This window comes from Actibacterium sp., assembly GCF_055134745.1.
The window spans coordinates 1-14,157 of sequence record NZ_JBSRVX010000004.1; the positions used below are offsets into that span (position 1 = coordinate 1).

At 60.5% G+C, this 14,157-nt stretch carries 14 protein-coding genes; 3 read left to right on the plus strand and 11 right to left on the minus strand.

Features of this window, described 5'->3' with window-relative positions:
• Window positions 1-159: 159 nt before the first annotated feature.
• From ACTCHC_RS00770 to ACTCHC_RS00780, 3 genes are all read left to right on the plus strand, one after another.
• Entirely contained in the window at window positions 160-765 is a 606-nt protein-coding gene (locus ACTCHC_RS00770) for an MOSC domain-containing protein (RefSeq protein WP_463020537.1), read from the plus strand.
• 64 nt (window positions 766-829) lie between these two features.
• Window positions 830-1,732 (plus strand): bifunctional methylenetetrahydrofolate dehydrogenase/methenyltetrahydrofolate cyclohydrolase FolD, encoded by a 903-nt coding sequence (folD, locus tag ACTCHC_RS00775; protein WP_463020538.1) that lies wholly within the window; start codon window positions 830-832, stop codon window positions 1,730-1,732.
• A 123-nt stretch (window positions 1,733-1,855) separates the two neighbouring features.
• Window positions 1,856-2,599 (plus strand): LytTR family DNA-binding domain-containing protein, encoded by a 744-nt coding sequence (locus ACTCHC_RS00780; protein ID WP_463020539.1) that lies wholly within the window; start codon window positions 1,856-1,858, stop codon window positions 2,597-2,599.
• 9 nt (window positions 2,600-2,608) lie between these two features.
• Here the strand turns inward: ACTCHC_RS00780 and ACTCHC_RS00785 are convergent, their stop codons facing one another.
• The 11 genes from ACTCHC_RS00785 to cpaB all read right to left on the minus strand — a co-directional run bounded on the left by ACTCHC_RS00785 (window position 2,609) and on the right by cpaB (window position 14,050).
• Entirely contained in the window at window positions 2,609-3,919 is a 1,311-nt protein-coding gene (locus ACTCHC_RS00785) for an ATPase (protein WP_463020540.1), read from the minus strand.
• Window positions 3,920-3,982: 63 nt separating this feature from the next.
• Window positions 3,983-4,480 carry a prepilin peptidase gene (locus tag ACTCHC_RS00790; RefSeq protein ID WP_463020541.1) on the minus strand — a complete coding sequence of 166 codons (498 nt, stop codon included), beginning with the start codon at window positions 4,478-4,480 and terminating at the stop codon, window positions 3,983-3,985.
• Window positions 4,481-4,489: 9 nt separating this feature from the next.
• The gene (locus tag ACTCHC_RS00795; protein WP_463020542.1) at window positions 4,490-5,344 is read right to left on the minus strand and encodes a tetratricopeptide repeat protein; all 855 of its coding nucleotides are present in this window, start codon (window positions 5,342-5,344) and stop codon (window positions 4,490-4,492) included.
• A gap of 25 nt (window positions 5,345-5,369) precedes the next feature.
• On the minus strand, window positions 5,370-5,933 hold the full coding sequence (locus tag ACTCHC_RS00800; RefSeq protein ID WP_463020581.1) for a tetratricopeptide repeat protein: 564 nt from the start codon (window positions 5,931-5,933) through the stop codon (window positions 5,370-5,372).
• A 7-nt stretch (window positions 5,934-5,940) separates the two neighbouring features.
• A complete protein-coding gene (locus ACTCHC_RS00805) occupies window positions 5,941-6,930 on the minus strand; it encodes a type II secretion system F family protein (protein WP_463020543.1) in 990 nt (329 codons plus the stop codon).
• A gap of 13 nt (window positions 6,931-6,943) precedes the next feature.
• Window positions 6,944-7,912, minus strand: coding sequence for a type II secretion system F family protein (locus tag ACTCHC_RS00810; RefSeq protein ID WP_463020544.1), 969 nt, complete (start codon window positions 7,910-7,912; stop codon window positions 6,944-6,946).
• Between the two features lie 5 nt (window positions 7,913-7,917).
• Window positions 7,918-9,351, minus strand: coding sequence for a CpaF family protein (locus ACTCHC_RS00815; protein WP_463020545.1), 1,434 nt, complete (start codon window positions 9,349-9,351; stop codon window positions 7,918-7,920).
• Between the two features lie 29 nt (window positions 9,352-9,380).
• A complete protein-coding gene (locus tag ACTCHC_RS00820) occupies window positions 9,381-10,643 on the minus strand; it encodes an AAA family ATPase (RefSeq protein ID WP_463020546.1) in 1,263 nt (420 codons plus the stop codon).
• 237 nt (window positions 10,644-10,880) lie between these two features.
• Complete coding sequence (locus tag ACTCHC_RS00825) at window positions 10,881-11,540, minus strand: OmpA family protein (protein WP_463020547.1); 660 nt, start codon at window positions 11,538-11,540, stop codon at window positions 10,881-10,883.
• 5 nt (window positions 11,541-11,545) lie between these two features.
• Entirely contained in the window at window positions 11,546-12,976 is a 1,431-nt protein-coding gene (locus tag ACTCHC_RS00830) for a type II and III secretion system protein family protein (protein WP_463020548.1), read from the minus strand.
• Between the two features lie 213 nt (window positions 12,977-13,189).
• Complete coding sequence (cpaB, locus tag ACTCHC_RS00835; RefSeq protein ID WP_463020549.1) at window positions 13,190-14,050, minus strand: Flp pilus assembly protein CpaB; 861 nt, start codon at window positions 14,048-14,050, stop codon at window positions 13,190-13,192.
• Window positions 14,051-14,157: the final 107 nt, after the last annotated feature.

Genomic DNA, 14,157 nt, shown 5'->3' on the forward strand with positions numbered 1-14,157 from the left:
CGCCCTTACAGCGATGCGATGTCGGCGCAGGAACGCAGCCGGTTTCTGGCCGATTATGAAACCGAACTGGCCCGCCATTATCCGGCGCAACCCGATGGCAGCGTGTTGTTCCCGTTCCGGCGGGTGTTCTTTACGCTGATCCGCCCACAGGAGTAACCTATGCCCGCCCTGATACCCACGCAATTCACCGGCCGCATCACCTGGCTGGGCACCGTGCCGGATCGTGCCGCCGCCCTGGCGGCCCGGCCGCTGACGCGCCTGCGCGCCACCTTTGGCGGCCCTGAAGGGGAATCGCATGGCGGGCTGACCCGCCCATCCTGTTCGCGGGTGACGGGGCAATATCCCAAGGGCACTGAAATTCGCAACGTGCGCCAGTTTTCGGTTCTCTCGGCCGAGGAGCTGGACCAGATCGCCGCCGCGATGCAGATCGAAGCCCTTGATCCGGCCTGGCTGGGCGCCACGATGGTGGTCGAAGGCATCCCGGATTTCACGCATATCCCGCCTGGCGCACGATTGCAGGCCGCATCGGGTGCGACGCTGACGGTGGATATGGAAAACCATGCCTGCACACTGCCCGCGCGGGTGATCGAAGACCATCTGGCGGGGGCGGGCGCGCGGTTCAAGCCGGCCGCGACCGGTCGGCGCGGCATAACAGCCTGGGTTGAACGCGAAGGACTGCTGACGGTGGGGGACAGTGTCGTGCTGCATATTCCCGCGCAACGCCCCTGGAGGCATCTTGAGGCCGCCGGTGCCGCACAGGCTTGAGATGGTCGCGGCGCTGTCATAAGAAATCGGCATTGCCGCAGATTCCCCAAAAAAAGGACCATGCATGAGTGCTGATATCATCGACGGCAAGGCGTTCGCCGCTGGCCTGCGCGCCCGTATTGCGGATCATGTGGCGCGGTTGAAGGCCGATCATGGCATAACGCCTGGGCTTGCGGTGATTCTGGTGGGCGAAGACCCCGCCAGCCAGGTCTATGTGCGCAACAAGGGTATCCAGACGGTCGAGGTGGGCATGACCTCGCTGGAATACAAATTGCCCGCCGATGTGCCGCAGGCCGACCTGTATGCGCTGATTGATCGGTTGAACAATGACCCGCAAGTGCATGGAATTCTATGTCAGTTTCCTGTTCCCCCACATCTGAGCGAGACCGAGATCGTGGCGCGTATCAACCCCGCCAAGGATGTCGACGGGCTGCATGTCATCAATGCGGGTCTGTTGGTCAGCGGCGGGCGGGCGATGGTATCGTGCACGCCGCTGGGATGTCTGATGCTGTTGCGCGACCGGCTGGGCGATCTGTCCGGGCTGAACGCCGTGGTCATCGGCCGTTCAAACCTGGTGGGCAAGCCGATGGGGCAATTGCTGTTGCGCGACAATTGCACCGTGACCATGGCCCACAGCCGCACGCGCGATCTGCCTGCCCTGTGCCGGGGTGCGGATATTCTGGTGGCGGCGGTCGGTCAGCCGCTAATGGTCAAGGCCGATTGGATCAAACCCGGTGCAACCGTGATCGACGTGGGTATGAACCGCATCGCGGCCCCTGAAAAAGGCGCGGGCAAGACCCGGCTGGCGGGAGATGTTGATTTTGACGCCGTGCGCGCCGTGGCCGGGGCGATTACCCCGGTTCCCGGTGGCGTCGGGCCGATGACCATCGCCTGTTTGCTGGCCAATACGCTGACGGCCTGTTGCCGGGCATCGGGACTGAGGGAACCCGAAGGACTGACAGCTTAATTCCGCAGCGACGAGCCGGGATTATTCCGGTAAACTTTTTGTTATTTCGTCTGCGGTATCGCTGAGAGTAAGCCCTGATAATAATTGGTAATATTTGTAATATTGGTGTTTTGGTGAGTTTTCATGACGTCTCTTAAAGAAGATCTGAAATCGACCTTTTGGTCGCCAACCCCGTTGGTCGTATGGGTTCTTGTCACCCTGATGGCGGCCTATGCCGGGCCATTTGGCACCTATCAAGGCAATTCCCTGCTGCGGCGTGTGCTGTATTGGGGGGTGGTTGCGGGGCTGTCCATCGCAATCGGCCTGGGCATACGCGTTGTTGTCCGATACTGGCTGCGCGATCGCGGATACTGGATCGTTTCTACCGTAACGGCCGCCAGCGTTGCGGTATTGTTGTTTTGTCCGCTGACACTGTTGACCGAACAGCTTTCGGTGGGGACGGGAAATCAGGTGCCCTCGGCGCTTGAAATGATGGGGCTGATCTTCGTGGTGGGAATGGGGATGAGCGCCATTCGCATGTTGATCCACGGGGGGTGGCACCATCGCCAGGGCGCCGGGCCGCGGCTGATGGAACGAGTCGATCCCGACCTGCGGGGCAAGATCATCCGTTGCGCGGCTTATGATCACTATGTTTCGCTTTATACCGACAAGGGCGAAACCCGGTTGCTGATGCGTTTTGCCGATGCCATCGCCGAACTGGATGGCGTTGACGGGCTGCAGGTGCATCGGTCGCACTGGGTGGCCGCGTCTGCGGTCATCGGGAATGAATGCGAGAACGGGCGAATATTCCTGCAGATCGAGGATGGCAGCAAGGTGCCGGTCAGCCGCAACTTTCGCCCCGCCGTGGCCGAGCGCGGGCTGGTTTGATCAGACAGCCTAGCGCACGATGGCCTCGTCCTTGACGAACATGTTTGCCCAGGCGCGATCAATCAGATCGGGGGTCATCTGATAGGGGATGCCCTCGAATTCGCAGATCGCAATCATCTGGTCGATCAGGAAGACCGGCTGATAGTTCGCATAGATATTTCCGATGGTGGGGTATTTGCTTTTCAGCAGATAGACCAGCGCCTCCTGGTTCAGCGGCATCTTTTTCTTGCGCGCGACCAGGGCGAAGATCTTCAGGAAATCTTCTTGTCCGGGGCCGTCGATCTTGATCTTGAAGAAGATCCGGCGCAGCGCGGCCTTGTCGAAAATCTCGTTGGGGTGAAAGTTGGTGGAAAAGATCACCAGCGTATCAAATGGCACTTCGAATTTCTCGCCCGATTGCAGCGCCAGAATATCGCGGCTTTCCTCCAGCGGCACGATCCAGCGGTTGACCAGCGCCTGAGGCGGTTCGGCCTGGCGGCCAAGGTCGTCGACGATGAAGACACCACCGGTCGATTTAAGCTGCAATGGCGCCTGATAGGTGCGCGCGGTAGGGTTATAGACCAGATCCAGCATCGACAGCGACAATTCGCCCCCCGTGACCACGGTGGGCCGATCACACAGCACATAGCGCGTGTCATAGCGCCCGGCAGAGCGACGCAGCGATGTCGGGTCGTCTGTCTGTTCCTGCGCGGCGGAATGCACGATCGGATCATAGACCGTGATGACCTGCCCGGCATATTCGATGGCGCGGGGGATATAGATCTTGTCGCCCAAGGCATCCCTGATCCCGTTCGAGATCGACGATTTCCCGTTGCCCGGCGGGCCATACATCAGGATCGAACGGCCGGCCGAAACCGCGGGGCCAAGCTGGTCCAGCAAGCTGGGCGGCAGGATCAGATGGCCCATCGCGCCAGTCAGCTGCGCCCGGTTCAACTGGATATTCTTGATCGACTGGCGTTTGACCTGTTCTTCGTAAACCGCCAGCGGCACCGGCATCGCACCATAATATTCCGATTGCGTCAGGGCATCCAGCGCCCGCGCCTTGCCGGTATCTGTCAATTGATACCCCATCTCGCCGCCCGAATTGGCGTGCAGGGTGCCTGTCGCCTCGACCAGTTTCTGGCTGCGCACCAGATCGACCAGTTCCTGTGTCACCGGAACCGGCAGGCAGATCGCGCGGGCAATTTCTGTCACGATTTCCACATTCTTGCGGAACATGGTTTTCAGCAGGATGTCGCGCATCATGACGATGGGCAGCTGCATTTCGGGCAGCGACCGCGGGGCCGGGGGGGCCATGACGGCAGAGGTCTGGATGTTCATTGCGGGCCTCGGTCAGCGTTGTTCTGGCTGACGCTAGCGCGCGGGTGTGGCAATAGTTTGGCGTTACAGGCCGCGGATGATTGCCAGCACCAGATAGGCGACCAACCCGGTTCCCAGTGCCAGACCCATCGGAAAATCCTTGCGCTCCCAGCTTTCCCAGCCCGGCGTGGCGCGGCGCAGCACCGGCATCGTGCGCGCGGCCCGGTGCAGCAGAAAGGCCAGAACCAGCGTTGCCGAAAACAGCATGGCGAAATCGCCGGCATCGGGCAGGGCGATGAACGGGGCCATGGCGGCGGCGAATTTCGCATCGCCCGCCCCGATCATCCTGGCCATGGTCATGACGAAGCCAAACGCAAGAATGACCGCCAGATGCAGCCAGCGCCACAAATAGGTTTCAAGCGACGGCAGGGCAAAGAGCCCGACCAGGGCGAACACGATCACCAGCGCCATGACCGCCTTGTTGGGAATGCGCATGGTGCGCATGTCCGACCAGGCCACCCAAAGCGCGATGGGCGTGACGAAAGGCAGGAACCAAAGGGCGGTTGTCATGGATGTGGGCATGATGCGGACCTAGCGCGATACGTTGCGTTCAAGCGCGCGCAGCGACAGGGCGGCCTCGTCGAAATGCTGGGGATGGGTTTCGATCGCGTCTTCCAGCAGGCCCTTGCCGATGGTCACATCGCCTTGCTTGATTGCGGACAGCGCCATCGTATACAACAGTTGCGCCCGTTCCACCTGGGTCATCTCGATCACCGGCATCTGATAGTTGCGCTGTGCGCCGCGCGCCAGGACCAGGTTATTCTTTGCCGTGAATGAATTGCGGTCATAGCCGATCGATTCAAGGAACAGCCGTTCGGCGGCGGCATAATCGCCGCGCGTCAGCTTGGAATAGCCCCAGTTGTTCAACACGTTCGACGGCTGGGTGGTCAGGCCCACGGCAGTTTCATAGAAACTGTCGGCCTTTTTCCATTCCTTGTTGCTGTCGGCGATCATCGCCTCCAGCCGATAGCGCTTGAAGGTTTCCAGTGTCGGGGGGATGGCATCCAGAACCTGCTCGGCCTCTTTCCATTTGCCGGCGCGGATCAGGGCATCGGCATAATCCACGCGATCATCATCGGTGGCGCCTTCCATCGACACGACCTTGGCCCAGACCTTTTCACCTTCGATCGGGTGCTTGGCGCGGATCAGCGATTGCGCCAGCCCGCGATGGCGGTCGATGCGGGACGGGTCCGCGGCGACGGCGTTCCTGAAATAGCTGACCGCCTCTTCGGGGTCGGCGGCCGACATCATGATGGCGTTCAGATTGGTTTCATCCGAGGAAATCACATCCTGAACGGCGCGTTCGACATCTTCCTGGGACTGGCCGCAGGCAGACAATGCCAGCGCACCGCAAACGCATAGCGATACAAGAATAGGGTGGCGCATTTTTGCGTCCTTTTACTGCTCTGCCTCAGGGTGTCGACAAAAGCAGGTATTGCCCATTGCCCCGCCGCACCAAATCGAATTTATTTTTATCTGCCTCATCATAAGCAGAATTTTTGGTTTTTGCGATAGCCAAGCGCAGATTTCCAAGAATTTCGTCGGAATTGCCACTATCCAGCGCGAATGCGGTCTGGAAGACACGTTTTGCCTCGCCGGTTTCGCCGCGCTCCATCAGCGCGACGCCAAGGTTGTTCCAGGCGGCGATGAAGCCGGGATCGCGCCGGATGGCCTCGCGCAGCAGGGTTTCGGCCTGGCCCAGCCGCCCCAGCCGCAGATTGGCAGACCCCAGCGCCGACAGGACATCAACCGTCACGCCCTGTTCGGATGCCGCCCGGTAATAGGCTTTCAGCGCCAGTTCATATTCGCCCGCCGCCATCAGCCGGTGCCCCACCACCAGCCCGTCCACGGCCTGGGTGATATGGGGGGTGCCAGGCGGTGGGGGCGGCCCCTGGTTCAAAGGCGCAAGGCCGGCAGTCTGCTGACAGCCGGCCAATAGAAATGCCGTTACAATGATCCCCAACCCAGCGCGCATCTTTTCCTTATTGGCCGACATTCACCATATTTGCCACACGATAAACCGAAGGCCCGATCAGGATGATCAGCAAGGGCGGCAATGTGAACATCATAGTGCCCAGCGTCAGCTTTGTGGGAAGTTTATTTGCTTTTTCTTCGGCGCGCATCACCCGTTTGTCACGCATTTCGCTGGCATAAACGCGCAGCGCATCGGCGATGGATGTGCCGAAGGTGGCCGATTGCACCAGCACCGTCACAAAAGACGATACATCGTTCACGCCACAGCGTTCGCCCATGTCCTTGAGAACCTGAACACGATCCTTGCCGGCCTTCATTTCATGGGCGATGATTTCATATTCCTGCGCCAGCGCCGGAAAGCCCGACCGGATTTCCTTGGACACGCGGATGATCGACTGATCAAGCGATTGCCCCGCCTCGACGCAGACCAGCATCATGTCCAGGCTGTCGGGAAAGCCGTTGATGATTTCCTCCTGGCGTTTTCCGACGCGTCGATCGACCCAGTATTTGGGCAGGTAATAGCCAATCCCGCCGGGGATGATGACCGACAGCACCATCTGCTGCGTGGTCATTTCACCTGTCACCGAAGACACGATGGCATAAAGCAGCCCCAGGAACAGAAAACCCAGACCCAGCGCGAACTGGGCGAAGTGGAAGGTGCGCACCGCCGCCTTGGACCGGTATCCGGCCCGCATCAGTTTCAGACGCGCGGCGGAAAGTTCTTCCTCGTTCTGGGGTTCCAGGAAGGTTGCGAACTTGTCCAGCTTTTCGCTGGACTTGTTATTGTGGCGCAAAGAGCGTTCGGGCTTGGCCTTGTTGGAATTGCGCTGGCTGGTGCCGCCCTGTTTCAGGCGGTCCAGCGGGTCTTCCTTGCGCTTGAGCAACGTGGGCAGGGTGGCCAGTATGAACAGAACGCCCAGCATGCCCATGGCATAAAGCGGGCCCAACTCGCCAAACCGGTCGACCAGCAAATCGCGCAGTGCCGTGAATATCTGCATTTTCAGCCCGTCCTCAAACCTTGATATTGACCATCATGCGCATGAACAGAACGTTCACCACCAGGAAGACACCCACGCCAAGCGCCGCGGGGATGAACAGCGGGGTATCCTTGACCTCGTCATAGTAATCGGGCTTGAGAACGCTGATCACGATGATGGCCACGATCGGGAAGGCCGACAGGAACATGCCCGACCACTTGGCCTCGGCGGTGATGGCCTTGACGCGGCGGAACAGTTTGAACCGGGCGCGGATCACCTTGGCCAGACCTTCCAGGATTTCGGCCAGGTTGCCGCCCGATTGCTGCTGGATGGTCACGGCCACGGCCAGAAAGCGCAGATCCTGCATGCCCATGCGTTCGGCCAGATCCTTCAGGCTTTCGGAAATGTCGCGGCCATAGGCGGCTTCATCGGCGATCATGCCGAATTCGGTGCCCAGGGGGTCGGCGACCTCTTTGGCGACGATGTTCACCGCCGAGGCAAAGGGATGGCCCACGCGCAATGACCGCACCATCAGTTCAACCGCGTCGGGCAGTTGTTCCTCGATCAGCGACAGGCGTTTCTTGGCCTTGGTGTTGACCCAGAAGAATACCGCGCCCACGCCCATTGCGACAGATATCAACGCGCGCACCGAAACGCTGGTGCTGGTGCCGATCGTCAGGGCCAGAAAGGCGATCAGCGACACCAGTCCCATGATCATCATAAGGGCCTTGGGGGTGAAGGCGATATTGGCCTTTTGCGCCTTGTCGGCCAGCAGCGAATACAGCGGTATCCCGCGGGCATTCATGTGCTGCGTCATTTCCTTGCGAAGCTGTTCCAGAACCTCTTCGCGGGCGGTGCCCTTTTCCAGCATATCGAGCCGGCGGTTGACCCGGCTGTTCAACCGGATCGACTTGCCGAACACCGTCAGATACAGGCCCTCGACCAGCGCCAGAACCCCGACGAAGATCAGACCATAGATGATTGGTTCCGCGCTGAGTTGCATCCGAATTATCCCCCGACCGGTTCAAACAGCGATGGCGGCAGGTCATAACCCCACTGCCGGAACCGCTCTGAATAGAAGGACCGCACGCCGGTGGCGTTGAAGCGGCCGATGATCTTGCCGTTGCTTTCCAGCCCCAGCCGTTCATAGCGAAACACTTCCTGCATCGAGATGACCTCGCCCTCCATGCCGGTGATTTCAGTGATCGACACCATGCGGCGGCTGCCATCCTGCAGACGGCTTGCCTGAACGATCAGGTTGACGGCGCTGGCGATCTGGCTGCGCACCGCCTTCAGCGGCATTTCGATTCCGGCCATCGCGATCATGTTTTCCAGACGGCTGACCCCGTCACGCGCCGAGTTGGCGTGGATCGTGGTCATTGATCCGTCATGGCCGGTGTTCATCGCCTGCAACATGTCGATGACTTCCTCGCCGCGGGTTTCCCCCACGATGATACGGTCGGGGCGCATCCGCAGCGCGTTGCGCAGGCAGTCGCGCTGGGTGACGGCGCCTTTGCCCTCGACGTTGGGGGGGCGGCTTTCCATCCGGCCGACATGGGTCTGCTGCAGCTGCAGTTCGGCGGTGTCTTCGATCGTCAGGATGCGTTCGCTGTCGTCGATGAAGGAGGACAGCGCGTTCAGCGTGGTGGTTTTGCCCGACCCGGTGCCGCCCGACACGATCACGTTCAGCCGGCAGGCGACAGCGGCCTGAAGATACAGCGCCATTTCTTCGGTAAAGGCGCCGAACTTCACCAGATCGTTGATGCCCAGCTTTTCCTTCTTGAACTTGCGGATCGACACCAGGCTGCCATCCACCGCCACCGGTGGCACCATCGCGTTGAAACGCGATCCGTCGGCCAGGCGCGCGTCGACATAGGGGTTGCTTTCATCCACCCGCCGGCCCACCGCCGACACGATCTTGTCGATGATCCGCAGCAGGTGCTTTTCATCCTTGAAGGTGATGTCGGACAGTTCCAGCTTGCCGTCGCGTTCAACGAAAATCTGCTGGGGGCCGTTGACCAGGATATCGTTGACCGTGTCATCCTTCAGCAGGGGTTCGAGCGGGCCCAGGCCCATCACCTCGTCGAAAAGATCCTGGTTCAGGGTGACGCGTTCATCCTTGTTCAGGACGACGCTCATCTCTTCCAGGGCTTCGGCGGAAATGGCCTGGATTTCTGATTTCAGCTCGGCCTCGGTGGCGTGTTCCAGTGCGGCAAGGTTCAGGTTTTCCAGCAGACGCTTGTGCAGTTCGGACTTGATTTCGCCCATGCGCTGCTTGCGCTTGCGATCCTTGTCGGCGGGGTTGGGCTGAGCCTCGACTTTTTTTGACACGGCCGGGCGTTTCTGCGCGGCCTGTGCGGCATGGGCAGCCGGACTGGAGGCGGCAGCGGCGGGCTTGACCGCAACCGCGCCGGGTTTGGGTTTGGAATAACGCGAAAACATCGGGATGGTCCCTTACTTGGTCAGGGCGTTCATTCGGCCTCGACTGCCGATTTCAAAGCGTGCTCATGCAGCGATTTGGCCAGTTTCTGAATTTCCCGGCGCAGCGGCACCTTGGGAATGGTTTCACCCAATGGCAGGCCGTGATCGCCTGCCTGCGTGACCGGCTTGCCGCCATCGGGCAGCAGCAGTTCGATGTCGATATCCAGATTTTCCGCCATCCGCTTGACGCGGCTTTTGCCCGACAGATCGGTGAATTTCGGCGCACGGTTCAGCACATAGCGCAGCTTTTCAAAGGGCAGGTCTTCGCTTTTCAGTGCCCGCACCAGCCGCAGCGCATTCTGGGCCGAGCGCATATCCAGCTCCAGCACCGCGAAATAGACCTGGGCCTGATGCAGCACGGCCTCGGTCCATTGCACCAGTGTCTTGGGCATGTCGACGATGACAAAATCAAACTGGGTCCGGGCCATGTCGATGATCCGGTTCACATCCTCTGACGTTATCATGTCCAGCGGCAGCATATCGGCCGGTGCGGTCAGCACATACAGCTTGTCGTTGAAGGTGGTCAGCGCCTGCATGAAACTTTCGGCATCCATAGCGGCGGTATCCGACAAAAGTTCGAACACCGATTCGCGGCGCGGCAGATCCAGATAGGTCGAGGCTGATCCGAATTGCAGGTCGAAATCCAGCAGGCACACCTTGGGCGCATCTGCCTTTGCGACGGTTGCCAGTTCCCAGGACAGGTTGACCGCCAGCGTCGAGGCGCCGACGCCGCCGCCCAGGCCGTGAATCGGCAGGACGACGCCATTGCGATTGCCTTTCGAGGCGCGCGCGACTGGGGCGGCTTCCTGAGGGGCATCGACAGCAGCCATCGCGGCGGCCGGCGCGGGCTGGCGCATTCGTTCGATGGCGTCATGCAGCGCACCTTCGGGCAGGGGATAGGGGACAAAATCATCAGCCCCCAGCCGCAGCAACTGGTGCAACACCATCGGGCTGACCTCTTCGGCGATAAGGATCACCCCGATGCGGTTGTCCTTGGCCTTGCGGATCAGCTCGGCGACAAGCGGCAGGCGTTCCTCATCATGGTCATCCACGGCTATGGCCACGAATTCCAGGCTGGCGGCATCGGGCTGATCGAAAAATGCGGCGGCATCCTCGAAGGAAAGATCGCCCCAGCCTTCACCCAGTTCGGCCTCCATGTCCTCGATCAGCAGATCAAAGTTCTGGACGTCGCGCGAAACCGTGCAGGCGACGATCGGTGCCGCTTCGGGCAGTAGTGCTGCGCTACTCGTCATTGTCACAATCCTTCTGTTCTTGGCGAGACGAATGAGATGCGTCTGACGTCTCGCTCCCCATCCGCTCACCCGGCGCGACACAGATGCGCGCCTTTGGTGTCCACCTGTGAAAGATGAAGTGCAATCTGGGCAACATTAGGGCTGAAAAAACGTAATTGTTGGGTGATATGCGCCCCTCAGCCTCAAAAGAAAACGGGGCGCCGGAAGCGCCCCATTCGCTTGAATTGCAAGCTGTTTTTACTCGCCGCGCTTGGGGCTTGCGGCTTCGGGATCGCGCTCGACCTCGGGGCTGTGGCCCTCATAGGCGCTGCGGACATACTCGTCATAGTTGAACAGGGCGTATTTGCCGTCCAGCGTCTGTTCGCGCGCTTTCAGAAAGCCCGAAACTTCGGTCACGGTGCGCCGGTTGCGGCGTTCGCGGCCTTCGGTGACGATCAGCGGTTGCTGTTCGCCAAAGGATACCACGGCCTCCAGGCGGTCGGCGGAGATACCCTGGCCAATCAGATAGGCCACCACGGCGCGGGCGCGACGCAGGCCAAGCGCCTTGTTATAGCCGTCGGAGCCGACTTTGTCGGTATGGCCATAGACGCGGAACCGCGCCAACGAGAACTGGCGGATGAAATTGGCCTGTTCCTGCAGCGCGGCCTGGGCCTCGGCATCCAGAACATCGCTGTTGAAGGCAAAGTTGACGGTGCTGGGCACCTCGGCGGCAAAGCGGCGCGACAGATCGACCACGGCGTTTCGCTGGCCGGTCATGACCAGCGTGTTGTTCATGGTCGGATTGCCGAACCCGCCTTCATCCAGCCAGGCCCCGGCGGGGGACGTCACTGATTGCGGCGAACAGGCTGTCAGGACGGTCAGACCGGCACTGCACAAAAGGGCAAGAGGGGCGCGCATGTCGATCACTCCATCACATAGCCATAGGAACCGCTGAAATCCTGCCGCGCCACTTCCCCGGCGGCACCGCTGCGCGGCGTATTGGGGGCGGAAACCTTGCCCCCCAGGAACAATTCGCTTTCGGTGGGCGGGCGAACCCGGTCGGTGGGCAGGGCGAAGGCCTCGCCATTGGTGGGGCTGACAAGATGCGCGGTGATGATGATCACCAGTTCGCTTTGATTGCGCTTGTATTCCGAGCTGCGGAACAGCGCGCCCAGGATCGGAATATCGCCCAGCCAGGGCACCTGACCGTTCAGCGAGGTGAAATCATCCTGCAACAGGCCGGCAATGGCAAAGCTTTCGCCGTCATGCATCTCAACCGTGGTCGAGGTCGAACGTTTCGAGAAACCGCTGACCGAGATACCGCCATCGGAATAGGAAACAGTCGGGTCGATGCCGCTGACAGAGGCATCCAGCCGCAGGTTGATGTTCTTGCCGACCACGCGGGGGGTGAAGTTCAGCTCGATCCCGAAGGGTTTGTATTCGATCGATATCTTGCCTGAATCGTTGCTGACCGGGATTGGATATTCGCCGCCCGCCAGGAAATTGGCGTTTTGGCCCGACAGCGCGGTCAGGTTCGGTTCGGCAAGGGTGCGAACGAAGCCCTTGGTTTCAAGGGCCTCCAGCAAGACCGCGAATTCGACGCTGCCCGCGCCAATGCCAAAGGACATCACGCCATTGGCTTCGCCGCTGCGGGATATATTGGTGGTGGGATCGCCGTCGAACAGATTGATCAGGTTGCTGCCGTTGGTATAGGTGCCGTTGCCGCCAACATAGCCGACATCGCCGCCGGCGGTGATGCCGTTGACGGCAAGACTGGCCGACAGGCTTTTGCGGACCGAACGGTTCATTTCCGCAAAGCGGACCTTCAGCATGACCTGCTGGCTGCCGCCAAGGGTCATGAGGTTGGATACACGATCAGGCGCATAACGTTGCGCCAGGTCCAGCGCCCGGTCGATCGAGGCGGCCGATGACACCAGCCCCGACAGCACAAGCCCGTCATTGGCGGGGCGCACTTCGATCGGCTCGGTTGGCAGAACCTCGCGCAGGCGTTCCTTCAATTCTGAAATATCGGGGGTGACCTGCACCTCGATATTGGCGATCAGGCGCCCGTCGGGGCCAAGCAATGTCATGGTGGTGCGGCCCGGTTCGCGGCCCAGAACGTAAATCGTCCGGTCTGACAGGGTGGATATGTCGGCAATCGCCGCATTGGCGATGGACAGTTCCGCAAAGACCACTTCGCTTTCGACCACGACGGCGCGGTTCATCGGCACCTTCAGCGTGGTTGCCGTCCCGCCTTCCATAACCCGCAGGTTCTGTGCGAAACCAGCCGGGGCGGTTACCAGGGACGCGGCTGCCACAACAAGGGCAGCCCTTAACAGCTGTACAATTTTCATGTGATCCTGCCTCTCTGATCACGCCTCAGACACGGGTCTTTTTCGCCCAATTGACACGCACTGTGCTGCAATTCGCAAATTATTGCAAGAATCAAGCGCTTGCTGGGGTATTGTTATGTGGATAAGTCGCAACATGTGGCCAGCCTGCGGAAACACAAACGCGGGCCGGACCAAGGGGCCGACCCGCGTTTGGTATTGTTATTGCACCGATTTTCAGTTGGTGCAGGGTATTTCGGTTACGATCACGTCCGACCCTTTGCGGGTGCGGATCGTGCAGACCGGATCCTTTGGCGCTTCGACAACCTGTTCCTTCTCGTCTGTCTCTTCGATGCCCAGCAGCTTGTTCTGATCGGTTTCGACTGCGGCCGATACGGTGTCATCCTGGGCGCCGACCAGCGACAGCGACAGCTTGCCGGTGGACTGGGCCTGCAACAGCGATGCCACCTGCTGCGGTGTCGCCTCGACCGTGACGGTGCGCGCGATGACCGGGCTGGTGCGGTCCTGATCTGCGGTCTGGTCAACAGCGATCAGTTGCATCCCGGCCTCGATCAGCTTGGTGAATTGCCGCTTTTCGCGGTTACCGCCGGCCGAACCTGTCCAATAGACATCGACCCGGTCGCCGGGGCGCAAGAAGCCCGACACGCCCGAACTGACATCGACATTGATCGCAAAGGCCCGCATCCCGACCGACAGCCGTGAATTGATGCCGCTGTCAGCGCCCGGCTCGGTCAGCTTGACCGCCAGAAGGGGTTCATTCGCCTCGATTGCGCGCAGCACGGTGCGAAACTGTTCTGCGCCTGCCGGAAACAGGTCTTCCTGCTTGCCAAAGGCGCCTTCGGGCACCGCTTCCTGGGGCCATTTGACCTTTTTGGCGTCGTCGATGGTGAATTGCTCGCCATAGCGCAGTGGCCGCGCGGCGATATAGATCTCGGTCAGCTTTACCTGTTGCTGACGGGCGGCACGTTCCTGCGCCAGCGCCATCTGATATTGCGAGATATAGCCCTGCGCCATGTAGACAGCGAAACCCGCAAGCGCCAGACCGACCAGCAGCACCAACCCAAAAACCATCCGCATCGCGTTACCCCTTTTTGTTTCGAAGGGCCCGGTCTGCCACGGGGGCAGGGGCCTTATCGACTCTCATTTCAGAAACAATAGCAATGAAATGCGGCAAAACATGGGAC

What these genes read in the sequence shown, in the direction of transcription:
- ACTCHC_RS00825 (WP_463020547.1), bottom strand. Translation starts at nt 11,540, where the DNA reads ATGCGCGCCCCTCTTGCCCTTTTGTGCAGTGCCGGTCTGACCGTCCTG.
- ACTCHC_RS00810 (WP_463020544.1), bottom strand. Translation starts at nt 7,912, where the DNA reads ATGCAACTCAGCGCGGAACCAATCATCTATGGTCTGATCTTCGTCGGG.
- ACTCHC_RS00815 (WP_463020545.1), bottom strand. Translation starts at nt 9,351, where the DNA reads ATGTTTTCGCGTTATTCCAAACCCAAACCCGGCGCGGTTGCGGTCAAG.
- ACTCHC_RS00795 (WP_463020542.1), bottom strand. Translation starts at nt 5,344, where the DNA reads ATGCGCCACCCTATTCTTGTATCGCTATGCGTTTGCGGTGCGCTGGCA.
- ACTCHC_RS00805 (WP_463020543.1), bottom strand. Translation starts at nt 6,930, where the DNA reads ATGCAGATATTCACGGCACTGCGCGATTTGCTGGTCGACCGGTTTGGC.
- ACTCHC_RS00785 (WP_463020540.1), bottom strand. Translation starts at nt 3,919, where the DNA reads ATGAACATCCAGACCTCTGCCGTCATGGCCCCCCCGGCCCCGCGGTCG.
- ACTCHC_RS00800 (WP_463020581.1), bottom strand. Translation starts at nt 5,933, where the DNA reads ATGCGCGCTGGGTTGGGGATCATTGTAACGGCATTTCTATTGGCCGGC.
- folD (WP_463020538.1), top strand. Translation starts at nt 830, where the DNA reads ATGAGTGCTGATATCATCGACGGCAAGGCGTTCGCCGCTGGCCTGCGC.
- ACTCHC_RS00790 (WP_463020541.1), bottom strand. Translation starts at nt 4,480, where the DNA reads ATGCCCACATCCATGACAACCGCCCTTTGGTTCCTGCCTTTCGTCACG.
- cpaB (WP_463020549.1), bottom strand. Translation starts at nt 14,050, where the DNA reads ATGCGGATGGTTTTTGGGTTGGTGCTGCTGGTCGGTCTGGCGCTTGCG.
- ACTCHC_RS00770 (WP_463020537.1), top strand. Translation starts at nt 160, where the DNA reads ATGCCCGCCCTGATACCCACGCAATTCACCGGCCGCATCACCTGGCTG.
- ACTCHC_RS00830 (WP_463020548.1), bottom strand. Translation starts at nt 12,976, where the DNA reads ATGAAAATTGTACAGCTGTTAAGGGCTGCCCTTGTTGTGGCAGCCGCG.
- ACTCHC_RS00780 (WP_463020539.1), top strand. Translation starts at nt 1,856, where the DNA reads ATGACGTCTCTTAAAGAAGATCTGAAATCGACCTTTTGGTCGCCAACC.
- ACTCHC_RS00820 (WP_463020546.1), bottom strand. Translation starts at nt 10,643, where the DNA reads ATGACGAGTAGCGCAGCACTACTGCCCGAAGCGGCACCGATCGTCGCC.